18 protein-coding genes and 3 pseudogenes are annotated in these 23,918 nt (G+C 68.4%); 10 read left to right on the top strand and 11 right to left on the bottom strand.

The annotated features are described in order from the left end of the window. Nucleotides 1-73 (bottom strand): annotated as a pseudogene (locus tag AB4Y92_RS20580) (IS1595 family transposase); the annotation flags it as partial. A gap of 290 nt (nt 74-363) precedes the next feature. Here AB4Y92_RS20580 and AB4Y92_RS20575 point away from each other — a divergent pair. The 3 genes from AB4Y92_RS20575 (at nt 364) to folE (ending at nt 3,541) form a co-directional block, all read left to right on the top strand. Then, entirely contained in the window at nt 364-2,055 is a 1,692-nt protein-coding gene (locus AB4Y92_RS20575) for a GGDEF domain-containing protein (protein ID WP_441821359.1), read from the top strand. Nucleotides 2,056-2,325: 270 nt separating this feature from the next. Then, nucleotides 2,326-2,667: a hypothetical protein gene (locus AB4Y92_RS20570; RefSeq protein WP_441821358.1), complete on the top strand. Its 342-nt coding sequence runs from the start codon at nt 2,326-2,328 to the stop codon at nt 2,665-2,667. A gap of 280 nt (nt 2,668-2,947) precedes the next feature. Next, on the top strand, nt 2,948-3,541 hold the full coding sequence (folE, locus tag AB4Y92_RS20565; RefSeq protein WP_057945034.1) for a GTP cyclohydrolase I FolE: 594 nt from the start codon (nt 2,948-2,950) through the stop codon (nt 3,539-3,541). A gap of 245 nt (nt 3,542-3,786) precedes the next feature. On the opposite strand, the gene AB4Y92_RS20560 is transcribed toward folE, so the two are convergent. Further along, entirely contained in the window at nt 3,787-5,319 is a 1,533-nt protein-coding gene (locus tag AB4Y92_RS20560) for an FAD-dependent oxidoreductase (RefSeq protein ID WP_441821357.1), read from the bottom strand. A 271-nt stretch (nt 5,320-5,590) separates the two neighbouring features. Then, nucleotides 5,591-10,045: a glutamate synthase large subunit gene (gene gltB, locus AB4Y92_RS20555; protein ID WP_441821356.1), complete on the bottom strand. Its 4,455-nt coding sequence runs from the start codon at nt 10,043-10,045 to the stop codon at nt 5,591-5,593. Nucleotides 10,046-10,564: 519 nt separating this feature from the next. On the opposite strand from gltB, the gene AB4Y92_RS20550 reads away from it, so the two are divergent. The 3 genes from AB4Y92_RS20550 (at nt 10,565) to AB4Y92_RS20540 (ending at nt 13,307) form a co-directional block, all read left to right on the top strand. Then, nucleotides 10,565-11,842, top strand: a complete 1,278-nt coding sequence (locus AB4Y92_RS20550; protein WP_441821355.1) for a TCR/Tet family MFS transporter — start codon at nt 10,565-10,567, stop codon at nt 11,840-11,842. 87 nt (nt 11,843-11,929) lie between these two features. Further along, a complete protein-coding gene (locus AB4Y92_RS20545; RefSeq protein WP_441821354.1) occupies nt 11,930-12,163 on the top strand; it encodes a hypothetical protein in 234 nt (77 codons plus the stop codon). Between the two features lie 64 nt (nt 12,164-12,227). Next, nucleotides 12,228-13,307 (top strand): DNA topoisomerase IB, encoded by a 1,080-nt coding sequence (locus AB4Y92_RS20540; protein WP_441821353.1) that lies wholly within the window; start codon nt 12,228-12,230, stop codon nt 13,305-13,307. A 39-nt stretch (nt 13,308-13,346) separates the two neighbouring features. Here the strand turns inward: AB4Y92_RS20540 and AB4Y92_RS20535 are convergent, their stop codons facing one another. The 6 genes and pseudogenes from AB4Y92_RS20535 to AB4Y92_RS20510 form a co-directional block, all read right to left on the bottom strand. Continuing rightward, nucleotides 13,347-13,784 (bottom strand): barstar family protein, encoded by a 438-nt coding sequence (locus AB4Y92_RS20535; RefSeq protein WP_441821352.1) that lies wholly within the window; start codon nt 13,782-13,784, stop codon nt 13,347-13,349. Next, nucleotides 13,781-14,257, bottom strand: coding sequence for a ribonuclease domain-containing protein (locus AB4Y92_RS20530; RefSeq protein ID WP_441821351.1), 477 nt, complete (start codon nt 14,255-14,257; stop codon nt 13,781-13,783). The genes AB4Y92_RS20535 and AB4Y92_RS20530 overlap by 4 nt, the downstream gene beginning before the upstream one ends. Nucleotides 14,258-14,394: 137 nt before the next feature. Beyond that, complete coding sequence (locus AB4Y92_RS20525; RefSeq protein ID WP_441821350.1) at nt 14,395-14,805, bottom strand: I78 family peptidase inhibitor; 411 nt, start codon at nt 14,803-14,805, stop codon at nt 14,395-14,397. A gap of 236 nt (nt 14,806-15,041) precedes the next feature. Next, a complete protein-coding gene (locus tag AB4Y92_RS20520; protein WP_441821349.1) occupies nt 15,042-15,347 on the bottom strand; it encodes an I78 family peptidase inhibitor in 306 nt (101 codons plus the stop codon). Between the two features lie 217 nt (nt 15,348-15,564). Further along, nucleotides 15,565-16,604: pseudogene (locus AB4Y92_RS20515) on the bottom strand (ribonuclease H-like domain-containing protein); the annotation flags it as partial. 21 nt (nt 16,605-16,625) lie between these two features. Then, on the bottom strand, nt 16,626-19,103 hold the full coding sequence (locus tag AB4Y92_RS20510; RefSeq protein WP_441821348.1) for a DEAD/DEAH box helicase: 2,478 nt from the start codon (nt 19,101-19,103) through the stop codon (nt 16,626-16,628). Between the two features lie 319 nt (nt 19,104-19,422). Between AB4Y92_RS20510 and AB4Y92_RS20505 the strand changes: the two genes are divergently transcribed. The 3 genes and pseudogenes from AB4Y92_RS20505 to AB4Y92_RS20495 all read left to right on the top strand — a co-directional run. Continuing rightward, the gene (locus tag AB4Y92_RS20505) at nt 19,423-20,886 is read left to right on the top strand and encodes an Hsp70 family protein (protein WP_441821347.1); all 1,464 of its coding nucleotides are present in this window, start codon (nt 19,423-19,425) and stop codon (nt 20,884-20,886) included. Nucleotides 20,887-20,994: 108 nt separating this feature from the next. After that, on the top strand, nt 20,995-21,615 hold the full coding sequence (locus tag AB4Y92_RS20500; protein WP_441821346.1) for a DUF938 domain-containing protein: 621 nt from the start codon (nt 20,995-20,997) through the stop codon (nt 21,613-21,615). Between the two features lie 6 nt (nt 21,616-21,621). After that, nucleotides 21,622-21,702: pseudogene (locus AB4Y92_RS20495) on the top strand (DUF6053 domain-containing protein); the annotation flags it as partial. Between the two features lie 40 nt (nt 21,703-21,742). Here AB4Y92_RS20495 and AB4Y92_RS20490 read toward each other — a convergent pair. Together AB4Y92_RS20490 and AB4Y92_RS20485 are read right to left on the bottom strand one after the other, a co-directional pair. Beyond that, nucleotides 21,743-22,348 carry a YiiX family permuted papain-like enzyme gene (locus tag AB4Y92_RS20490; RefSeq protein WP_441821345.1) on the bottom strand — a complete coding sequence of 202 codons (606 nt, stop codon included), beginning with the start codon at nt 22,346-22,348 and terminating at the stop codon, nt 21,743-21,745. 7 nt (nt 22,349-22,355) lie between these two features. Next, nucleotides 22,356-22,865, bottom strand: coding sequence for a GNAT family N-acetyltransferase (locus AB4Y92_RS20485; protein ID WP_441821344.1), 510 nt, complete (start codon nt 22,863-22,865; stop codon nt 22,356-22,358). A 130-nt stretch (nt 22,866-22,995) separates the two neighbouring features. Between AB4Y92_RS20485 and AB4Y92_RS20480 the strand changes: the two genes are divergently transcribed. Next, nucleotides 22,996-23,820 (top strand): nucleotidyltransferase domain-containing protein, encoded by an 825-nt coding sequence (locus AB4Y92_RS20480; RefSeq protein WP_441821343.1) that lies wholly within the window; start codon nt 22,996-22,998, stop codon nt 23,818-23,820. The last annotated feature ends 98 nt before the right edge of the window (nt 23,821-23,918 follow it).

Raw genomic sequence — 23,918 nt, 5'->3', positions numbered from 1 at the left:
AACAGCGCACGAGCGCCCGAAATCGGGCCTCGCTGATTTTCGAACGGCGGTAATACCTGTTTTTCTTTTGCATTTCAGGAAGATAGCTGCGTTATGGGGCAGCTTTGCTTCCTAAGACCCTTGAAAAAGGGGGGTAGGGGGGATTTGCTTTTGCTCCGAAAGCAGTCCTCGGCTGAACTTGAAGCGTCTTCGTTCGGGGCGAGCAAGAACAAATCCCCCCTAACCCCCCTTTTTCAAAGGGGGGAACCCGGTAGGTGGGGGCGTAGGGGCTGGCGGGACGCCGATTGCACCTCGATCGATCATCCCGCCCGCGCCTACTCCGGCTAGACTTCAACGCTCATTCTCGCGGGGGCGGACCTGGGTATGCGCAAGGCCCTGTGGGCGCTGATGGTCGCGTTGGCCTGCCTGTGCGCGCCGGCCGCGGCGCAATCGCTGAAGGTCGAGGTGTTGATGACCGACACCGACCTGCAGACGCCGCCGGTGGGCGCGCCGGTGATGCGCAGCCTGACCGCCGAGCGTCCCGACGACATCATCCGTTTCAGCCTGCCGCGCCGCTCGGAGGGCTACTGGCTGCGCCTGACCAGCCAGCGCTCGATCAAGCCCGGCGACGGCCTGATGCTGGTGGTGCGCGGCTCGCGCGCGATGGGGCCGCTGCTGTACTACCCGCCGGGCGCGGCGCATCTGCGCGAGATCCAGGACGCCGAACGCGGCGGCGTGCCGCTGATGCGGCGCGGCTGGGTGCTGTCGCTGCCCAACGGCTGGCCGACTTCGACCGTGGCCTATGTGCGCATCAAGGGCCGCGCGGCGATGAGCGAAATCCGCCTGTCGTTCGCGAGCATTCCCGAACTGGCCCGGCAGGAGCGCGGCGACGCGCGCTTCATGGCCGCCGCCTTCACCGCGATGATGCTGATGGCGGTGGCGATGGTCGGCGTGTGGGTGGCGTTCCGCGACTTCGTCTACCTGGGCTACGGCGCTTATCTGGCGTGCATGGCCACCTACCTGTTGCTGCGATCGGGCGACGCCTCGGAAATGTGGGGGCTGGCCGGCATGGCCAGCGAGCCGGCTGTGGCCTGGGCGCTGGCGACCCTGGCGACGATCTTCCAGCTCGGCTTCAGTCTGCGCTTTCTCGACCTGCCGCGATTGATGCCGCGCACCGCCTGGGTGCTGCGCAGCATCCAGTGGGCGAACATGTTCTGGCTGCTGGTCCTGGTGCTGCTGCGCGAACACGTCTACGGCTGGTGGTACATCGGCGGCAACGTGCTGTTGCTGCTGGGCGTGCCGCTGATGCTGGTGATCGCGGTGGTGGCCTGGCGCAAGGGCGCGCCCTACGCCGGCTACTACCTGTTGGGCTGGACGCCGATGCTGGTGCTGGCCGCCGCGCTGGCGGCGAACATCCTGGGCCTGCAGGACGCCGAATGGGCCGAACGCGGCCTGGCCCTGACCGCGGTGCTGGAATCGGCGGTGCTGGCGCTGGCGCTGAGCCAGCACGCCGCCAACCGCCATCGCATCGTGCTGCTGGCGCGGCAGTCGGTCGAACGCGATCCGCTCACCGGCGCGCTCAACGCCCAGGTGCTGGAGCAGATGCTGGAAGCCTGGTCCTCGCCGGGCAGCCTCAACGTCAACACCTACGGCCTGCTGCTGGTGGACCTGGACGGTTTCGGCGAGGTCAACGCGCGCTACGGCCGCGCGGTCGGCGACGCGCTGCTGCAACAGTCCCTGTCGCGCATGCGCGGGGTGCTGAGCCCGGACGACACCATCGCGCGCATGGAGGGCGATTGCTTCGGCATCGTCAGCGAATGCGAGCGCGGCGAATGCGAGCTGCTGGCGCGGCGCATCGGCGAGACCTTCGCCCAGCGTCCGTTCCGCATCGACGGCCACGAAATCACCATCAGCGTCAGCATCGGCCTGGCCATGTCGCAACGCGGCGAGCAGGTGCCGGCGTTGTTCGAGCGCGCGCGCTTCGCCCTGCGCAACGCCACCGCCGCCGGCCGCAATGCGGTCAGCGTGGCGCAGAGCGGCAGCCGCGATATTGAGGTGGTGCTGCAGGCCGAGTAAGCGCCGGCGGCATCGGTGTCGGCCCTCGTCCGCGCGTCGGCCTGAACATTCGGCCGATGCACAAGGGCATCGCTTCGATGCCGCGTATCCGCCTTCGCGCACCTCGCGCCGGAGCGAAATCCTCACGCGGCGCTAACGCTGCTGAGCGGGATGCGCGTTTTAGCTGAACATCGCCGCCGTTACGCCGCGTCTTCACCTGCATTGCATACGCCAGGGCCTAGCGTGGGCTCACGGACGCGTTTGGCGTTTTAAGGCAAGTCGATGCAAGCCATGAGCAAACACGACGAAACCCAAGTCGGCGCCGCCGTTGCGCAGGCGATCGACCCGGGAGAGTACCGAGAACACTTTCACCGTGAATTCCGTTTCGCCGCGTATTACAGCGCCGGTCGCGAATGGCCCGATTACGAGCCGGCCTATCGCTACGGCTACGACAGCTTTCTGCATTGCGGCGGACGCCGCTTCGAGGAGGTCGAGGACGAACTGGCGCGCGACTGGCCCCATTGCCGGGCCGCATCGCGACTGCACTGGACCGAAGCGCGCGACGCCGTGCGCGACGGTTGGCACCACATCGAGCGCAATCTGCCCCACGCGCTCGACCGGCCGGAGCGCTGACAACCCGCGCACCGGCCCCGCTCCCTAGGTCTCTCTCCCCCGGGGAGTCAACTGGTCGCCCGCTTTGGGCGACCTTTTTTTTACGCGGGCAATGGGGTGGGGGGAATAGGGAATGGCGGGATTCGTCGCTTTGGCCGGGGCCGCGCATCCTCGTTTTCTCTCTCTCACGTGCCGGTTTCGCGGCGCGATTGGCAGTTGCGGCAAAGTTCTCCATTGCCTGTTCCCCATTCCCAACTCCCGGCTTTGGTAGCATTCCCCTCCCACCGAACGAGGCCGACTCATGGCCGACACCCCCGACAAGCCCAGCCGCGATCAAGCCGAAGCCGCGGTCCGCACTCTGCTGGCCTGGGCCGGCGAAGATCCCGCCCGCGAAGGTCTGCTGGACACGCCCAAGCGCGTGGTCGAGGCCTACGGCGACTGGTTCAGCGGCTACGACGACGATCCGCGCGAGTACCTGGCGCGCACGTTCGAGGAAGTCGCCGGTTACGACGAGATGATCGTGTTGCGCGACATCGAGTTCGAAAGCCACTGCGAGCACCACATGGCGCCGATCATCGGCAAGGCCCATGTCGGCTATCTGCCCAACGGCAAGGTCGTGGGCATCAGCAAGCTGGCGCGCGTGGTCGAGACTTATGCGCGGCGTTTCCAGGTGCAGGAAAAGATGACCGCGCAGATCGCGCAATCGATCCAGGACGTGCTGCAGCCGCTGGGCGTGGGCGTGGTGATCGAAGGCGCGCACGAATGCATGACCACCCGCGGCGTGCACAAGCGCGGGGTGAGCATGATCACCTCGAAGATGCTCGGCATGTTCCGCGACGATGCGCGCACGCGCGCGGAGTTCCTGCGGTTTATCGACGTGGGTCCGGGGCGCTGATTCTGCTTCTGTGATCTGCTCCCTCTCCCGCGTGCGGGGTGAGGGGGCGCTGCTTGCGAGCCATTGGCTCGCGCGCCCACGAACGCTCAAACGCTGTGCGTTTGAGCCGGGGTGGGCTGGGGTGAGGGCTCGCGACGTAGCAACTTGCGTCGCAACTCAGATCGCGCACGCCCTCATCCGCCCCCGCCTTCGCGGGGGCAGGCTCTTCGGGCACCTTCTCCCGCAAGCGGGAGAAGGGAACAGCGCTAGCCGAACTTCGCCAGCTTCGAATCGCTGCGCACCGCCACCGGCGCTCGCTCGCTGAGCAGCGACACGATGCCCGCCGCCGCCTCGCGCCCTTCGAACGCCGCGGTCACCACCAGGTCCGCGCCGCGCACCGCATCGCCGCCGGCGAACACCTTCGGATTCGTGGTCTGGTACGGCAAACCCGTCGCCGTCTTGCGCTTGGTCGCGCAGCTGCCGGAGGTCGCCAGCACCTTGATGCGGCCGTTGTCGGCCAGTTCGATACCCTGCTGCGCCAGCCACGCCGGCGGGTCGGGCTGGAAGCCGAAGGCGATGATGACCACGTCGGCGTCCAGCACCGATTCGCTGCCTTCGACGATCTCCGCGCGCTGGCGGCCGCGAGAGTCCGGCGGACCCAGGCGGGTTTCGGCCACGCGCACCGCGCCGACGGTGGTGCCGTCGCCGAGCAGTTCCAGCGGCTGGCGATTGAACAGGAACTCCACGCCTTCCTCGCGCGCATTGGCGACTTCGCGCGCCGAGCCGGGCATGTTGGCCTCGTCGCGGCGGTACACGCAGCGCACCTGCGCCGCGCCCATGCGCACGGCGCTGCGCACGCAGTCCATGCCGGTGTCGCCGCCGCCGAGCACGATCACGCGCTTGCCGCGCAGGTCCGGCAGTTCCAGCTGATCTTCCCAGCCGGCGATCGGCGCCGAGCGCAGGGTCTCGCCGTCGCCGTGCACGACGCGGCCGTTCTGCACCAGGAACGGCAGCGCCGGCAGCACGTTGCGCAGGTCCTGGCCGGGCAGGCCGCCGTCGGTGTAGCGGTACGAGCCCAGGCCCAGGAACACCGCGTCGAATTCTTCGATCAATGCATCCAGGCTGATGTCGCGGCCGATCTCGACGCCGAGGCGGAACTGCACGCCCATGCCTTCGAGCACCTCGCGGCGTTGAACCATCACCGATTTTTCGAGCTTGAAGCTCGGAATGCCGAAATGCAGCAGGCCGCCGATGGCTTCGTAGCGATCGAACACCACCGCCTGGATGCCGGCGCGCGCCAGCCGGTCCGCGCACGACAGGCCCGCCGGCCCGGCGCCGACCACGGCGACGCGGTGGCCGCTGGCCTTGACCGTGGACAGGTCCGGGCGCCAACCGTCGGCGAGCGCGTTATCGACGATGTATTTCTCGACCGCGCCGATGGTGACCGCGCCGAAGCCGTCGTTGAGCGTGCAGCTGCCTTCGCACAGGCGGTCCTGCGGACACACGCGGCCGCAGACTTCGGGCAGCGGATTGGTTTCGTGGCACAGCGCCGCGGCTTCGTGCAGGCGGCCTTCGCGCGCCAGTTCCAGCCATTGCGGGATGTAGTTGTGCAGCGGGCAGGCCCAGCCGCAGTACGGGTTGCCGCAGTCCAGGCAGCGGCCGGCCTGTTTCTTGGCTTCGACCTCGGCGAAGCGGCCGTAGAGTTCGCCCCAGTCGCCGTTGAGGCGCAGTTGCAGGGGGATGCGCGAGGGCATCTCGCGCGGGGCGTCGCGGAATTGGAAGACTGGCTTCTTGCTCATTGCTGCGGGCCCGGTTGGCGTTGTCGATGGGTGGTGGTGGCGTTAAGAGCAACGGCAAGAGCGAATCCCCCCTGGCCCCCCTTTTTCAAAGGGGGGAACCCAATCGGTTTTACCGTCGGGGCGGGGAGATGCTTGCTCGAATGCACTAATCGCGAAATGCCAGCCATCATCGTTACCGTCCTATCTGCCGCCTTTGCCTTTGCCGTTCCCCCCTTTGAAAAAGGGGGGCAGGGGGGATTCGCTTTTGCTCTTGCTGTAAGCGCCGCCCCCATCACGCCGCACTCCTCAACGTCTCAGCCAGCGACTCCAGACTCGCCGCCTTCGGCTTCACCAGCCAGAACTTGCCCAGGTAATCGCGCATCTCATCCAGAATCCGCCGAGCCCACACGCTGCCGGTCAACGCCACATGCGTTTCCAGCAAGTCGTGAAGATGCGAGCGATGATTCTCGAAGCCGTCGGCGGAAATGCGCAGGATGTCGATCAGCTCATGGTTGTAGCGATCGACGAAATCGCGCTCGGTATCGAGCACATACGCCATGCCGCCGGTAAACCCGGCGCCGAAGTTCAGCCCGGTGCGGCCCAGCACCGCAATCACGCCGCCGGTCATGTATTCGCAGCAGTGATCGCCGGCGCCTTCCACCACCGCGGTCGCGCCGGAGTTGCGCACGCCGAAACGCTCGCCGGCGCGGCCGGCCGCGTACAGCTCGCCGCCGGTGGCGCCGTACAGACAGGTGTTGCCGAGAATCGGCGTCTCGTTGGCGACATAACGCGCGCCGGCCGGCGGACGCAGCACGATGCGGCCGCCCGCCATGCCCTTGCCGACGTAGTCGTTGGCTTCGCCCGACAGTTCGAAATGCAGGCCGCCAGCCTGGAACGCGCCGAAGCTCTGCCCCGCGGTGCCGTTGAAGCGCAGGGTGATCGGCGCATCGTTCATGCCGCGATCGCCGTGGGCGCGGGCGATGCGCCCGGACAGGCGGGCGCCGATGCTGCGGTCGGTGTTGCGGATCTTGTAGCTGAAATCGCCGCCGGACTTGTTCGCGATTACTTCGGCCAGTTCGGCTTCCAGCTGCGCCGACAGACCGTCGGGTTCCGCCGCCGGCGCCGGCATGCCGCAATGGCCGCCGTGGGCCAGGCCCGATCCGGCCAGCAGCGGCGACAGGTCCAGGCGCTGCTGGCGCGCGCTGTCGCCTTCGCTTTGCTTGAGCAGATCGGTGCGGCCGACGATTTCGCCGAGCGTGCGCACGCCCAGCGAGGCCAGCCAATGCCGCACTTCCTCGGCCAGCAGGCGGAAGAAATTCTCCACGCGCTCGGGCAGGCCGGTGAAATGATCGCGGCGCAAGCCGGCGTCTTGGGTGGCAACGCCGGTGGCGCAATTGTTGAGGTGGCAGATGCGCAGGTACTTGCAGCCCAGCGCGATCATCGGCGCGGTGCCGAAGCCGAAGCTCTCCGCGCCCAGCAGCGCGGCCTTGATCACGTCCAGCCCGCTCTTCAGGCCGCCATCGGTTTGGAGAATCACCCGGTCGCGCAGGTCGTTGGCAATCAGGGCCTGGCGTGCTTCGGCCAGTCCCAGTTCCCACGGCGTGCCGGCGTAGCGGATCGACGACAGTGGGCTGGCGCCGGTGCCGCCGTCGTGGCCCGACACCGTGACCAGGTCGGCGCCGGCTTTCGCGACGCCTGTGGCGATCGTGCCCACGCCCGCATGCGAGACCAGCTTGACCGAGATCAACGCCTGCGGATTGACCTGACGCAGATCGTGGATCAACTGCGCCAGATCCTCGATCGAATAAATATCGTGATGCGGCGGCGGCGAAATCAGGCCGATGCCGGGCATCGCGTAGCGCAGGCGCGCGATCAGTTCGTTGACCTTATGCCCGGGCAACTGGCCGCCTTCGCCGGGCTTGGCACCCTGGGCGATCTTGATCTGCAGCACTTCGGCGTTGACCAGATACTCCGGCGTCACGCCGAAACGGCCCGAGGCGATCTGCTTGATCTTCGAGACCTTGTCGCTGCGATAACGCGCCGGGTCTTCGCCGCCTTCGCCCGAATTGGAGCGCCCGCCCAGGCGGTTCATCGCGATCGCCAGCGCTTCGTGCGCTTCGGGCGACAGCGCGCCCAGGCTCATCGCCGCCGAATCGAAGCGGCGCACGATGTCGGCGACCGGTTCGACTTCCTCGATCGGGATCGCCTTGGCCGGGTCGGCGTTGAGTTCCAGCAGATCGCGCAGCGCCGCGGTCGGGCGTTCGTTGACCGCCTCGGCGTAGTGCTGCCAGTCGCTCCACTCGCCGCTGCCGACCGCGCGCTGCAGGCGCGTGACCACGTCGGGATTGAACAGATGGTATTCGCCGCCCGGCGTGTACTTCAGCAGGCCGCCGATCTCGGGCAGGCGATTAGCGTCCCAGCCGATGTCGGCCAGGGTCTGGTTGTCTTCCTGCAACAGCTCGAAGCCGGCGCCGGCGATGCGCGAAGGCGCGCCGGTGAAACACATATCGACGACTTCTTTATCCAGGCCGATGATCTCGAACAACTGCGCGCCGCGATAACTGCCGATGGTGGCGATGCCCATCTTCGAGATGATCTTCAGCAGGCCCTTCTTGATCGCGCGGCGGTAACTGCGGCCGATCTGCGCGGCCTCGCCGTGCTTGGTGCGCAGGATGCCGCGCGCGCCCAGGTCGTGCAGGGTCTGGTAGGCCAGGTACGGATACACCGCGGTCGCGCCGAAGCCGATCAGGCAGGCGAAATGATGCGGGTCGCGCGCGGTGCCGGTCTCGATGATCAGATTGGCCTCGCAGCGCAGGCCGACCCGGGTCAGGTGCTGGTGGATCGCGCCGGTGGCGAGCAGCGCGTGCATCATCAGCGCGTCGCGACGCGGACGCCGGTCGGTGACGATCAGCAGCACGTTGCCGTCGCGCGTGGCCTGCTCGGCCTGCGCGCACAGCCGCAGCAACGCGGCCTTGAGGCCTTCTTCGGCGGTGTAGTTCAGGTCGATGTAGTGGTGCGACTGATCGTACGGCGCCATCGACAGCAGCTGGCGCAGCTTGCGCTGGGCGAGCACCGGCGAATTCAGATGGATGTGGCCGACGTTGCCCGGGCCATCGACGAAGACATTGCCCTCGCGCCCGATCTGGGTCGCCAGCGACATCACGCAATCCTCGCGCAGCGGGTCCATCGGCGGATTGGTGACCTGGGCGAAGGCCTGGCGGAAGTGGTCGTACAGCGGCCGCACCTGTTGCGACAGCACCGCCATCGGCACGTCGTCGCCCATCGAGCCGGTGGCTTCCTGTTCGATCTCGGCCAGCGGGCGCAGCACCTGCTCGCGTTCTTCGCGGGTCAGCTGGAACAGCTTCTGGAAACCGGCCAGGGTTTCGTGATCGAACGGCTCGGCGGCCAGGTTCGGGTCGATCAGCTCGCTGTGCAGGTAGGTCATGCCCTGCTTGAGCCAGCGCTTGTACGGCGCGCGCGCGCGGTTGATGCGGTCGATGGCTTCCGAATCGAGCAGCTCGCCCTGGTACAGGTCGGCGGCGATCATCTCGCCCGGGCCGAGCTTGCCCTTGGCTTCGATCTCTTCCACCGGCAGTTCCCACACCCCGGCCTCGGAGGCGATTAGGAAGTGGCGGTCGCGCGAGCGCAGCCAGCGCGCCGGGCGCAGGCCGTTGCGGTCGAGCGTGCAGGCGGCGTAGCGGCCGTCGCAGGTGACGATGCCGGCCGGGCCGTCCCACGGCTCGGTGTTGAGCGCGTAGTACTCGTAGAACGCGGCCAGGTCGGCGTCCTTGTATTCCAGCGACTGGGTCGCCGGCGGAATCAGGATGCGCATGGCCTTGAGCAGGTCCATGCCGCCGGCCTGCAGCACTTCCAGCATGTTGTCCAGGCTCTGCGAATCCGAGCCGTCGGTGCTGACGACCTGATCGAATTCGCGCAGGTCCAGAGTCGGCGTGCGCCAGGTATAGGCGCGCGCCTGCGCCCAGGCGCGGTTGCCGGCGATGGTGTTGATCTCGCCGTTGTGCGCGAGCAGGCGGAACGGCTGCGCCAGCGGCCAGCGCGGCGTGGTGTTGGTGGAGAAGCGCTGGTGGAACACCACCGCGCTGGCGGCCAGTTCGGCGCGCTGCAGGTCCGGATACAACTGCATCAGCCGGTCCGGCAGCACCATGCCCTTGTAGCCGATGCTGGCCGAGGACAGGCTGACCACATAGAAGTCTTTGATCGCGTGCAGGCGCTGTTCGGCGCGGCGGCGCGCCAGGAACAAGGAGCGCTGGAAGCCGGCCGGATCGAACGGCGAGGCGGCATCGACGAAAATCTGCTCGATGCGCGGCATGGTCTTGCGCGCCAGATCGCCGCAGGCCTCCAGGTTCACCGGCACCACGCGCCAACCGGTCACGCGCATGCCTTCGCTGCGCAGGGTTTCGTTGAGCGTGTCGCGGGCGACGCCGGCCTGGGTGGCGTCGTGCGGCAGGAACACCAGGCCGGCGGCGAAATGCTGGCCCGGGCGAATATTGGCTTCGCGCGCGATCAGGCGCAAAAACGCGTCGGGATGGCGGATCAGCAGACCGCAGCCGTCGCCGCTGAGGCCGTCGGCGGCGACGCCGCCGCGGTGGGTCATGCGCGAGAGCGCCTCCAGGGCGCGATCGACCAAAGCTCGGCTAGGGCGATCGTCGAGTTGCGCGATCAGTCCGAAACCGCAGCTGTCCCGCTCGTCGCGGGGGTCGTACAAACTTTGTTGCGTGGCTTGCATCGCATCTCCGGACGTGAGTGTTCCGTGGATCGCTAGCTCGCTACCGCCTTCGCGTTGTGGCCTTGCCTGTGTCGCGCCTCTCTCATGGGTTCCGCGGCCGCGCATCCCCTGATGCGGCGACCGTGGAGATCGGCTTCGACGTAATGCTCTCCAACGCGAGTCGTGGTCGCGATATCGCTGTGTCGTTTTGCCGTCGCGCAAGGCGAGTCCGCCACTGGCGCGGGATTTCTCCTGCACCGGCGGTGTAATAACCGAGCGTGTTCCGACTAAAGCACAAATTGTGCGATGCGGCAATTCACCCTGGGGCACGGGAATTGCGGCTCTTGCGCTGGCACGGCTTTGTGAGCGTGCGCGCTCACATGCGATTTCGTAAGCAAATGATCCGACAGGAAAAATATATGCTTCGCGGGGCAATTGGTAACGTCGGAAACCATCGCGGGATGACAATCGTCCATGGCGGACGGGGGTTCGCGCGCTAGACTGCGCCGATCGGATCCTCCAGGCCGGCCGCCTACTTCCATGACCTCTGCTTCCGCTCCCGCCTCGGGCGCGCGTCGTGCTGCGCTCGTTTTCATCTTCATCACCGTCCTGATCGACGTGCTGTCGTTCGGCCTGATCATTCCGGTGCTGCCGCACCTGATCGAAAACTTCGTCAACGGCGACACCGCCGTGGCGGCGTGGTGGGTCGGCCTGTTCGGCACGGTGTTCGCGCTGGTCCAGTTCGTGTTCTCGCCGATCCAGGGCAGCCTGTCGGACCGCTTCGGGCGGCGCCCGGTGATCCTGCTGTCGTGCCTGGGGCTGGGCCTGGACTTCCTGCTGATGGCGGTGGTCAACACCCTGCCGCTGCTGCTGATCGGGCGGATCATCTCCGGCATCACCGCGGCCAGCTTCACCACCGCTAACGCCTACATCGCCGACATCACCCCGCCCGAACAGCGAGCCAAGAGCTTCGGCCTGATCGGCGCGGCGTTCGGCCTGGGCTTCGTGGTCGGGCCGGTGATCGGCGCCTACCTGGGCGAGATCGACCTGCGCCTGCCGTTCTGGTTCTCCGCCAGCCTGGCGCTGCTGAACTTCCTCTACGGCCTGTTCGTGCTGCCCGAATCGCTGCCGCCGGAGCGGCGCAGCAAGCGCTTCGACTGGGCCCACGCCAATCCGTTCGGCGCGCTGGTGCTGCTCAAGCGCTACCCGCAGGTGTTCGGCCTGGCCGCGGTGGTGTTCATCGCCAACATGGCGCACTACGTGTATCCGAGCATCTTCGTGCTGTTCGCCGACTACCAGTACCACTGGGGCCTGCGCGAAGTCGGCTGGGTGCTGCTGGTGGTGGGCGTGTGCAACATCATCGTCAACGTCTTCGTGATCGGCCGCATGGTGGCCAAGGTCGGCGAACGGCGCACGCTGCTGATCGGCCTGAGCTGCGGCGTGATCGGCTTCGTCATCTACGGGCTGTCCGACACCGGGCTGTATTTCCTGCTCGGCCTGCCGATCAGCGCCTTGTGGGCGATGGCCGCGCCGGCCACGCAGGCGCTGGTCACGCGTCAGGTCGGTCCGGAAGTGCAGGGCCGCATCCAGGGTTCGCTGATGAGCCTGATCTCGCTGGCCGGCGTGCTGGGCCCGGCGATCTTCGCCGGCAGCTTCGGCTACTTCATCGGCAAGAGCTCGCCGATCCACCTGCCGGGCGCGCCGTGGTTCATCGCCGCGACTCTGCTGTTCGTGGGCTTGTTGATCGCCTGGCGTTACGCGCGCACGCCGGCGGTGGTGCCGGTCGCCGCCGTGGCCGAGGCCGAAGCGGCGGTCTGAACCGTCGCGGTCCCCACCTGACCGATGGCACAGGTGCGGGCCGGATCGGCGCGGCATCGTCGCGGTGAAGCAGACAGGAGCATCCGCATGCGTGCAGTCATCGTTTCGATCGCGGTCGCCGCGGCGCTGAGCGCCTGCGGCGGCCTGGAGTACCGCGACACCAACGCCGCCGTCGATGCGCGGCCCGAATGCGCCAGCGGCCCGTCGCGCCCCGGCGAGTCGCCGCCGGGCTGGTGCGAGCGCAAGGTCGAAGCGGTGCGCGGCGACGACAAGGGCGAGCCGGTCGATTTCAAGAAGAAGAAGGACGACGGCGGCCGCTGAACCGCATCCGGCCGCGCGCGCTTTCTTGCCGCGCTCTTGACGTCGCCGCCCGTATTGCTGGGGCATGAGCGAGCGCACCGGAGCTGACGTTCCCGCCGCGACCAATCGCCGCGCCGCGCGCGCGGCGGGTCTGCGTTATGTCAACGACGGCGAGCCCGGCATCGCCCGCCGTCGTGCCGGCCGCGGTTTCGCTTATCGCGACGCGCGCGGCAAACCGGTGCGCGCGGCCAAGACGCTCGAACGCATCCGCGCGCTGGCGATTCCGCCGGCCTACACCGAGGTGTGGATCTGCACCGACGCGCGCGGCCATCTGCAGGCGACCGGCCGCGATGCGCGCGGGCGCAAGCAGTATCGCTATCACCCGCAGTGGCGTTCGGTCCGCGACGAAGGCAAGTTCGAGCGCGTGATCGCCTTCGGCCGCGCGCTGCCGACGCTGCGCCGGCGGGTACGGCGCGATCTCAAGTTGCCGGGTTTTCCGCGCGAGAAGGTGCTGGCGATGGTGGTGGCGGTGATGGCGCAAACCCTGCTGCGCATCGGCAACGACGAATACGCGCGCAGCAATCGCTCCTTCGGCCTGACCACGCTGCGCAACCGTCATGTCGAATTCATGCGCGGCGGCCGCGCGCGCTTTCGTTTCCGCGGCAAGGGCGGGCAAGCGCACGATGTCGAACTCGACAACGCCAGGCTGACGCGGCTGGTCCGCGCCTGCCAGCAATTGCCGGGGCAGGCGCTGTTCCAATACCGCGACGACGATTGCCGCGTACAGCCGGTGGATTCCGGCGCGGTCAACGCCTACCTGCACGAGGCCATGGGCGCGGATTTCACCGCGAAGGATTTCCGCACCTGGGGTGGGACCTTGGCGGCGTTCCGTCAGCTGGCCCATCTGCGGTTGCCGCCGCCCGCGCGCGGCGGCGCGCCGAGCGAACGCGCATTGGCCTCGCTGCAGAACGCAGTGATCGGCGAGGTCGCGCGCGCATTGCGCAACACGCCGTCGGTCTGCCGCAAGGCGTATATCGATCCGGCCGTGTTCGCCGGTTGGCGCGAAAGGCGCCTGGGCCGCTACGCCCAGGATGCGCGCGGCGAATTGCAGTGGGAACGCGCGGCGTTGCGGTTTCTCAAGCAGTCGCGGCGCAACGGGGCTTGATGCGGCTGCGCCGCGAATCGCCGCGACGGCGAACCGCGGTTACGGCGCCATCTTCGCCAGATCGGCCGCCGGCAACGGCAGCAGCGCCCAGAACGCGACCCGCGCCTTGGCCCAGTCCTGCGCGGCGTCGTTGAGGATTTCGACCAGGATCGTCGCCTCGTCGGCGTACTGCGACTGCCACGTGCCGGCGTGTTCGATCAGCAGCAGATAACCCGGCGCCGGCCACCACGACAGATCGTTGACGCTGTCGTTGAGCGCGTCCCAGTTGCCGCCGAACCATTCCGGAAACCGCAGCGCGCGCGCGATCCGCTGCAGGGCCTCGTCCTTGCCCGCGCAGCCGGCGAAATCGGCCCGCGCCACCGCGTAGTCGAGGTCGGCCGCGGCGTCGGCCAGGGCGCGCGCGTCGCGCGCATCGATGAAGTACGCGCCGGCCTGGGCCGGATCGGCGAGCAGTTCGCGCGGATCGACCGGGCTCATCGCGCGGCTCCTTCGTTCGGCACATCGAAGCGTTGGAAGCTGCGGTAGTGATCGTCGCTGTAGTAGTACTCGCGCGGCGGATCGCCGCCGGTGACGATGCGGCGCGCGCCGCGATCGTCCGAGCCGGGCGTTTCCACTGTGTACTCGTGGTAATAGCCGCGCGGCTGCCGGGGCAGGCGGTTCTCGCGGTTCTGGAACACGCTGCCGTCCTGGCGATGGTCGAACGGGCCGCCGGCGGCGATGCGGCGCAGCACATCGTGGGCCTGGCTCGGCAGGAAGTCGGGATAGTGGTTGGCCGAGTTGCCGCGGGGCGTGCGGGTATCGCCTTCGCCGCGGGGCAGGTTAGCGTCGGCGACGGGAGCGGACACCTGCGCGGTGCGATCGCCGCCGTGGCGCGCCGATCCGTTCCAATACAACACGCCGATCGCCAGGATCGCTATCGCGAGCCAGAGGTAGCGGGGGGACACGCGCATGGCAAAGCTCCGGGTGCGACAAGCCGGATCAGTTTAGGTCAATGCGTCGCTGGCGGCTCGGTCGCGCCGCTTCACGCGTTCGAACTGCGGCGCGGCAAGCGGGTTGCCGCGCCGGACATGACGATGAGAGCGAAGCCTCAGCCGCAACCCACATCGACGATCACGTTCTTCTCATCGACGTGCACGTTGACCCGGCCGTCCATGTATTCCTTCGTGATGATCTGCCCGGGCTTGAGCACGCGCACGGTGTGGCCGCCGGCGGCGGTGCGGGCGCGTTCGACGGTGGCGGCGTCGGCGGTCTTGCCGATCGCGGATTTGGCCGCTTCGGCGTTGCAGGTCGGTGCTGCGGGCATGGGAGTGGGCTGCGTAGGCGTGGCGGGTTCGGAAGCCGGTTGCCCGGCGGCGGCGGCTGGCTCGGCCGAGCTGGCCATGTCGGCGGCGGGGCGCGGGCTGGCGCAGGCGCTCAGCGCCAGCGACAGGGCCAGCGCCAGCACGGCCATGGGCATCAGGCGGTGCAGCGGATGCGATGCGTCGTTTCGGTTCGGCATGGCGATCTCCTTCGCGGGTGCGCGCTCGGCGCGATGCGGCGAGCCTGCGCTGTCGCGGCTGTGTCGCAGGTTAACGCGACGGACCGGTGCGCGGTTTCGGGACTGTGCGCACAGGGGCGCGGTCGCGATCGCGTGCACGAACCTCATTGCTGCCGCGCTGCAACAAGGCGCGGCGCGGTAGTGGTCGGATCGGACCGGCGACGAACGCTGTCGCCGCCGGCCGGATCGACAGCCGCTTAGCCGCAGCGCAGACCGGTGATGGCGCCGCGATCGTTAACGTCGATGTTCAAGCGGTCGGGCCGGAAATCCATCGTCGCCGCCGTGCCGGGCTTGAGCACGCGCACCGACTTGCTGCCGGTTTCGCTGCGGGCGCGTTCGACCGTGGCCTCGTCGGGCGCGCGGCCGATCGCCCAGCGCGCAGCTTCGGCGTTGCAGGCGGCGGGGCTGATGTTGGTCGGCGGAATCGGCGTGGCGCAGGCGGCCAGGACGAGGCTCAGCGCGGCGACGGGCAGGGTGGTGCGGATGAAGGCGTTGGGGGACATGGCGATGCTCCTGGCGATGCTCGTCAGATCGGTGCCGCGAGCCTGCGGGCGGCGGCGTGTGCGGCGCATGAAGGCCGGGGCGCGCAGTGTAGCGGGGCGATGCGACAGGGCGACGGTCGCGATCGGGCGCGATGCGCGATGCGTTCATGCCGGGTGTGGCGGCGATCGCGACCATGACGTCGTGGCGGCGATACCGCGGTCGCGTCGCGCGCGGCGGCTACGCGGAAGACAACGCGCGCTCGTCGTGGGTCTGGATCAGCCTGAGCATCAGCTGCGCCAATGTCGCCACGTCCTGATGATTGTGCGCGACCACGCGCCGCAGCAGCGACGAGGAGCCGCCGCGCAGGTAATGCAGCCACGCCGCCGGCGCCTGCGAGCCGGGCAGGTCGTCCTCGCGCACGATCCGCAGCAGCTCGCGTTCCATCGTCGCCAGCCGGCAGTTTTCCCACACGCCGCGGTACATGCGCCGCGCCGGGAACAGCAGATCGACGTGATCGAGCCCGCTCAGCGGATTGGCGATACGCGCCAATCGATAGCGCGTGTTGAGCAGCGGGGTGTCGTAGCAGCGGCCGTTGTAGCTCGACAGCACGGTGTCGGGTGCGAGCCATTGCGCGAACGCGCGCAGCATCGCCGGCTCGGCGGAGAGGGTCGAGATCATCAGCTGGCGGATGCGCAGGCCGTCGCCGTGGTGCGGGTCGCGATGCCAATCGGCCGCGCCGATCATGAAAGCGCGGGTGCCGGTGCCGCCGGCCAGGCCGGTGGTTTCGGTGTCGAAGAACAGCAGGCGGCGCGGATCGAGCGCGTCGTCGGGGCGCTTGGCGAAGGCCAGCGACAAGGCCGCGGCCGGCGCCGGCATGGGCAGGTGCGCCTGGATCAGGTGCAGGCCCGGGGCGATCTGTTCGCCGGGGAGTGAGCGGTCGGCGGGCAGGCGGGCGAGCGGCGATGACGCTTTGGGCGTGGTCAGCGATGGCGCGGCGGCAGGCTTGCGTTCGCGTTGTGCGATCAGGCGACGCAGGGCGTCCAGGTCGGGGCGGGGAGAGCGAATCTCCCCCAACCCCTCTTTTCCAAAGAGGGGAGTGCATTCGTCGGCGTCAGGGGCGTGCGTCCCGGTGTTCGCTGCATCGGCAGTGGGCACGACGGTGGAGCGCGACGCATCCGCTTGTCTCCCCTCTTTGGAAAAGAGGGGCTGGGGGAGATTTGCTCTTTCCTCAGCCGCAGGCGAAGCCTCGACCCGCCCGGCCTGCCGCTGCAACGCCCGCAACTTGGCAAGACTGACCGTCATGCCGCTTCGTCTTCGAGCAACTGCAACACCCGCAGCGCCAGTGATTTCGGCGTCGCCGCGCCACGCTCTTCGTCCGATGCCAGCACCGGCCCGACGCAAGCTGGGCAGCCGGCGCGGCAATCGCAGCGCTCGATCAGTTCGCGCGAACGCGTCACCAATTCGGCCTGACGCAACCACAACGGCTCGCTGAGCCCCACGCCGCCGGGGAAATTGTCGTACAGGTACACGGTCGGCACGAACTGCTGCACTTCCAGCATCGACAGTGCGCCGCCGTGCGGTGGATCGTGCTCGCCGCCGCGCAACTGGCCGCGGCCGTCCGCGTCCTGCGTCGCGAACCAGGCGCCGTCGCCGTTGCCGACCGATTTCTGCAGATCGCGCGCATCGGCCATCACCGCCACCGTGGCGACGATGTGCAGCGCATGCGCGGCGCCGAGAAAACCGTCCAGCGCCTCTTGCTTGGATTCAAACCGCGACAGCAGCACGCCCTGCGGCAATTGCCACCACAGCGCGGTGGTGTGTAATTCCTGATCGGGCAGGTTGACCGGCCCGTAGCCGATGCTCTCGTGGGTGTAGTAACGGATCTTCTTGTAGCCGGCGACGCGCCGCACCACGTGCACTTCGCCGTGATGGCTGTCGCCGCGCCCGGCCGGGCCGCCGTCGAAGCGTTCGAGCACCTTGAGCTTGGTGTAGTCGATCGAGTCGGTGTAGTAATCGACGTGGGTGCGGGTGACGTAGGCCTTGCGCCCTTCCCAGTCCAGCCGCTCGACCTGATACGGCACCGACTGGATCATGTGGATGGCGCCTTCGTACAAGGTCAGCGCGGCGGCGGAGTAATCGACTTCGGCGATGATCGACTGGCGCCCGCCGCTGCGATCGACCACGACGAAGTTGCCGTCGGCGACCGAGCGCAGGCTCACCGCATTGGCCGGATAGCTGTCGGCGATCCACTCCCAGCGCTCGCCCTCGCGATGGACCACGCCGGTTTCGGCCAGCGCCTGCAGGAACACGTCCGGATCGATCGGGCCGAAGCTCTCGCCGTGCTGGAACGGCAGCTCGAAGGCGGCGCAGCGGATGTGGTCGAACAGGATCAGCGGCTGGTCCGGCGCGATCCGCGCGTGCTCGGGCGAGGCGTCGGCGAAGAAATCCGGATGCCGCACCACGTATTGATCGAGCGGCTGCGAACTGGCGACCATCACCCCCAGCGACGGCTGCTGGCGGCGGCCGGCGCGGCCGAAGCGTTGCCAGGTCGCCGCGACCGAGCCGGGATAGCCGTTGAGCACCACGACATCCAGGCTGCCGATGTCAACGCCGAGTTCCAGCGCCGAGGTCGAGACGATGCCGTCGATGCGGCCGTCGCGCATCGCCCGTTCGGCTTCGCGCCGCTCGCTCGGCAGATAGCCGCCGCGGTAGGCGCGAATGCGCGCGGGCTTGCGCGGGTCGTGATCGAACACGTCCTTCAGATATTTGGTGAGCACCTCGACCATCAAGCGGGTCTGGGCGAACACCAGCGTCTTCAGGCCGGCCTTGATCGCGATGCGGGCGATGCGGTTGCTCTGCGATCGCGCCGAGGCGCGCAGGCCCAGGTCGGCGTTGACCACCGGCGGGTTCCACAGCAGCACGTGCTTGTCGCCGGTGGGCGCGCCGGAGTCGAGGATCGCGCGCACCGGTTGTTCGATCAGCGCCTCGGCGTGCGCCTTGGGATTGCCGATCGTCGCCGAGCACAGGATGAATTGCGGCTTGACCCCGTAGAACGCGCAGATGCGCCGCAAGCGCCGCAGCACGCCGGCGACGTGGCTGCCGAACACGCCGCGGTAGGTGTGGATTTCGTCGATGACGACGTAGCGCAGGTTCTCGAAGAACTGCGCCCACTTGGTGTGATGCGGCAGGATCGCCTGATGCAGCATGTCCGGGTTGGACACGACGATGTCGCCGTGCAGGCGGATCGCCTGGCGCGCATCGCCGGGGGTGTCGCCGTCGAAGGTGAAGGCTTTGACGCCCAGATCGCCGGCGCGGTTGAGTTCCAGCAACTCGGCCACCTGATCCTGCGCCAGCGCCTTGGTCGGAAACAGGTACAGCGCCTTGGCGCCGGAGGTCATCGCCGCGGCCACCACCGGCAGGGTGTAGCACAGCGATTTGCCCGAGGCGGTGGGAGTGACCACGGCCACGTGTTCGCCGGCCTGGGCCGCCTCCCAGGCTTCGGCCTGATGGCTGTAGAGCCGCTCGATGCCGCGCGCGCGCAACGCGGCCTTCAGCGATTCGGGCAGGTCTTCCGGCAGCGGCGCGTAGCGGCCTTCGCGGCCGGGCAGGGTGAAGTGGCCGGTGATGCGGTCGCGGTAGCGGCGCTGCAGGCGCTCGGCCAGGGCGCCGCCGTGGCGTGCGTCGATGGCTTCTTCGTTGTCGCTGCGCGCCAGCGCGCGGGCGCCGGCGGCGGACGGGACGAGGTCGCGCGAGGACGGGTCGATCAGAGCGGACATGGCGCGGCTTGAGCGGGTGGAGTCTCGTTGTACGCGACGCTGATCTCAGCGTGTGAGACGGCGGCGTGGCGGTGGGAATCGGGAATCGGGAATCGGGAATCGGGAATCGGGAATCGGGAATCGGGAATCGGGAATCGGGAATCGGGAATCGGGAATCGGGAATCGGGAATCGGGAATCGGGAATCGGCTTTGCCGAGTCTGCTTTCGCGCATTGCCCGCGCGAAGGCCCAGGCGGCGAAAACGCCCGCGGCCTACGGAAATTCAGGTCGCATCGCCCCGCAGCGGGTATTCTTGCGCGCCGCGAACCAGACCCGGCGTCATGAAGATCGGTATCGATTTCGGCACCAGCTATTCCGCCGCCGCCGCGGTGATCGACGGCCGTGTGCGCACCGTGCGCTTCGGCGAGGAACAGCAGTTCCGCACCACCGTGTATTTCCCCGAGGCGGTGCCCGATCCGAGCCAGTTCGAGCTGACCGACGCGCTCGAAGCCCAGGTCGATGCCCTGGTGCGCAGCGCCCGCGCCCAGCACACCCGCGCCGCCAACGAGGCCCAGGCCGCGCGCCGCGAACAGGCCGCGCGCCTGCCCGCCGATCAGCGCGAGGCGGCGCTGGCCTTGATCGCCACGCCCGCGTCGCGTTCGGAGACCGACCTGCGCCGCGACGCCATCCGCGCCGTGCGCCGGCAATGGCTGGAAGAACAAGTGCGCGAAGCGCGCGCCTCGGCGGCCTCGCTGCAGAACGCGGTGTACGGCGAGGACGCGGTCGAGGCCTATCTGACGGAGGGCTTCGGCAATCTGGTGCAGTCGCCCAAGTCGATGCTGGGCTATCAGCTGGCGCCGCACGTGCGCCAGACCATCGTCGGCATCGCCGGCTACATCCTCGAACACATCCGCCTGAGCGCCAGCCAGCAGCTCGGCATCAACGTGCGCTCGGCCGTGCTCGGCCGGCCGGTGCAGTTCCGCAGCTCGATGGGCGATGCCGGCGGCGATCAGGCGCTGGCGATCCTGACCGAGGCCGCGGCCGGCGCCGGGTTCGACGAAGTCAGCTTTCTCGAAGAACCGGTCGCCGCGGCGCTGGGCTATCACGCCCAGAGCGCGCAGCGGCATCGCACCCTGGTGGTGGACATCGGCGGCGGCACCACCGACATCACCCTGGCCGAAGTCGGCGGCGCGGACGCGCCGGTCGTGCTCGGCTCGTGGGGCATCGCCCGCGGCGGCGTCGACGTGGACTTGTCGCTGAGCCTGTCGCGCTTCATGCCGCTGTTCGGCAAGGCGGTGACGCGGGTGCCGGCGCATCACTTCGTCGAGGCCGCGACCGTGCACGACGTGGTGCGCCAGCGCGATTTCCAGCGCCGCGACGCCTATCGCGAAGTCGCCGAGCCGTTCGGCCCGCGCCTGATCGCGCTGCAGCAGCCGGGCAACACCACGCGCCTGAGCCGCGCGGTGGAATCGGCCAAGATCGAATTGAGCACGCGCGAGGATCATCGCGCCGAGCTGGGCTATATCGAGCCGGGCCTGGCGCTGGCGACCAGCGCGCGCGACCTGGGCGAATCGGCCGGGCCGTTCCTGGGCTTCGTGTCCGATTTGTTGCGCGAGGTCGGCGCCGAAATCGACGCGCGCCTGGGCGAGGCGCCGAGCGCGGTGTTCCTGACCGGCGGCATGTCGCGCGCGCCGTATGTGCGCGAGGCGGTGCAGCGCTGTTTCCCGCAGGCGCGGCTGGTGGCGGGCGATCCGTCGCTGGGCGTGGTCTCGGGCCTGGCGTTCGCGGCGGCGCAGGCGGCTTGAGCCTGGCCCGCCGGGGCGGAAGTCGCCGATGATGGTTCGCGCGGCGGCTTGATCTGACGCGCGCCGCGCCGAGGGTACGATCGCTCACCCACAGGAGTCCACCGCGCGATGAAACCCTATTCGCCTTCGTGCGAGCGCAATCGCGAGCCGATCCTGGCGGTGCTGCGCGAACGTTTCGTCGATCGTCGCAAGGTGCTGGAGGTCGGCAGCGGCACCGGCCAGCACGCGGTGCATTTCGCCGCGGCGATGCCGTGGCTGAGCTGGCAATGCGCGGATCGCGCCGAATACTTGCCTGGCATCGGGCTTTGGCTCGAAGAGGCGGCGCTGGCGAATACGCCGCCGCCGCTGGAACTGGAAGCGGTGGCGGCGCCGGTCGCGGGGTTCATGCCGGCTCCGGCCGCGGATGCATCCGGGTTCGATGCGGCGTTCAGCGCCAACACTCTGCACATCATGGGCTGGCCGCAGGTCGAGGGGTTTTTCGCCGGGCTGGACACGGCGCTGGCGGCCGAGGCGACGGTCGTGGTCTATGGGCCGTTCAATTACGGCGGGCAGTTCAGCAGCGACAGCGATCGCGAGTTCGATGGCTGGCTGAAAGCGCGCGACCCGGTGTCGGGCGTGCGCGATTTCGAAGCCGTGGATGCGCTGGCGGCCGGGATCGGTTTGCGCCTGATCGAGGATGTGGCGATGCCGGCGAACAATCGCTGCCTGGTCTGGCGCAGGGGCGCCTAGGCTTTTGTAGGAGGGGCTTCAGCCCCGATGCTTTTCGCTCAGATCGCCGCGGTCCAACCTGGGCTGAGCGAAAAGCATCGGGGCTGAAGCCCCTCCCACAAAAGATTTCGCTGCTGGCGTGCGCGGCTCAATCCGAAACCACGGTCACCAGCAGCGGCGAGTCGTACATCGCCGCCGGCGAGATCACCGGTTCGTTCAACGGCACCTTGCCGCCGTAGCGTTCGCGCAGCTTGGCCTTCACCGCCGGATCGTCGAGCTTGAAATCGCCCAGCCGTTGCAAGGCGCCGATCTTGATCCCCAGCGCGCGGTCGTACATCTTCCAGGCCAGTTCGGAGCAATACATGCGGTCGTCCGACCACTCGAAGCTCAGATCGTAGGCGCGGCCGCTGAAAGCGTCGGCCTGTTTGCGCAGCCGCGCCTGCTGCTGCGCGTTCAAGGGCGCGCGCAGGCGCTTGACCACGTAATGGCCGCCTTCGCCGCGCGCGATCCAGCTGCGCAGCGGCGCGTACACGGTCGGGCCGGTCGCCTCGTACACCCAGGGCTTGCCGCCCTGATGCAGGATCACGCCCATATGGCTGTAGCGCGAGCCGGTCGCGCGCTGGATCGCCAGGCTCTGCGCCGAGCGCGAGGTCTGGAAGATCAGGTCGCCGTCGCGCAGCGGCGGCTGTGCGCCCGCGCAACCGCCGCAGGCGAGGATCAGGAGCAGCAGGCAGTGCAGGCTAAACCGGCGCATCGGCGGCTTATTCCCCTGGTTCGGTCGAGAACAGGCGCAGGTCTTCCTCGCCGATGCGCACCATGCGTTCGAAGCGCAGGCCCAGCCGCTGCAGCACCTTGATCGAGGACTGGTTGTCGGGGTCGGTGATCGCCAGCACCCGCGGCAGCGCCAGCGCGTCGCGCGCGTGCTGCAGCACCGCCGTGCCGGACTCGACCGCGTAGCCGCGCGACCAGTGCCGCGGCAGGAAGGCGTAGCCCAGGTCGGGGTCGGGCAGGGTGTCGCGCTTGAGCAGGCCGCACATGCCGATCGCCTCGCCGCTGTCGCGCAGGTCTACCCGCCACAGGCCGTAGCCGTTGCGCGCGTAGCTCTGCACCGGGCCGTCGAGGATGTAGCGCACCGCGCCGTCGAGATCGCGCACGCCGCGGTCGCCGATGTTGTCGATGAAGGACGGCTCGTTGAGCAGTTCGAGAATGAAGCCGGCGTCGTCGGCGGTGAGTTCGTTGAGCACGAGGCGGTCGGTCTGTATCGGCGGCATGGGCGGATCGGTCGATGGGCGGTGTCGGCAACGATACGACAGCGGGCACGGACAATGACGGCCCCGGGTGAGGCGAGAATGAAGCGGCGGCGCGCCGCTACACTGTCGGCCCCGCACCCGCATCGCCGCCATGTCCGACCTCGCCCCCGCGCACGATATCCACCCGGTGTCCGACGCCAAGCGCCGGGCGGTGCTCGACGCGTTGGCGGCGATCGAGCGCGAGCACGAGGTGCGCATCGTCTACGCCTGCGAATCGGGCAGCCGCGGCTGGGGCTTCTCCTCGCCCGACAGCGACTACGACGCGCGCTTCGTCTACGTGCACAAGCAGCCGTGGTATTTGACCGTCAACGAGCGCACCGGCGTGGGCGAGCCGCAGCGCGATGTGATCGAGCTGCCGATCGAGAGCGATCTGGATGTGAGCGGCTGGGATCTGCGCAAGACACTGCGGTTGTTGTCGAAATCCAATCCCACCCTGTTGGAGTGGTTGCGCTCGCCGATCGTCTATCGGCAAGACCCGGCACTCAGCGCCGGCCTGCGCGCGCTGGCGGAGGAGTTCTATTCGCCGATCGCCGCCTGGCACCACTATTTCAGCCTCGCGCGCGGCACCTTCCGTGGCCATCTGGGCGGCGAGCAGATCCGCACCAAGAAATACCTGTATGTGCTACGGCCAGTGCTGGCCTGCCAATGGATCGAGCGCGAAGACGGCGCGCCGCCGATGGCTTTCGAGGATTTGCTGGAGCGGCTGCTGCCGCAAGGCCCGGTGCGCGAGGCGATCGACGCGCTGCTGGTGCGCAAGCGCCTGAGCGCCGAAGTCGCGGCCGGGCCGCGGATCGCGGCGATCAGCGATTTTCTCGAAGCCGAGATCGAGCGGATGCAGGCCTTGCAGCCGCAGTTGCCGGCGGGCGCCGGGCGCGGCGAGCGATTGGACGAATTCTTCCGCTCGGCGTTGGCGTAATGCCCGCGTAGCCCGAAGTCTTTTGTAGGAGGGGCTTCAGCCCCGATGCTTTCGTCTCAGATCGCCGCGTGCAACCCAGACCTGAGCTGAAAGAAAAG

It is taken from the genome of Lysobacter sp. TAB13 (assembly GCF_052113885.1).
Classification (GTDB): Bacteria; Pseudomonadota; Gammaproteobacteria; order Xanthomonadales; family Xanthomonadaceae; genus Lysobacter; species Lysobacter gummosus.
Note: the sequence above shows the minus strand (reverse complement) of the source record. Positions and strands in the feature narration are given on the sequence as shown.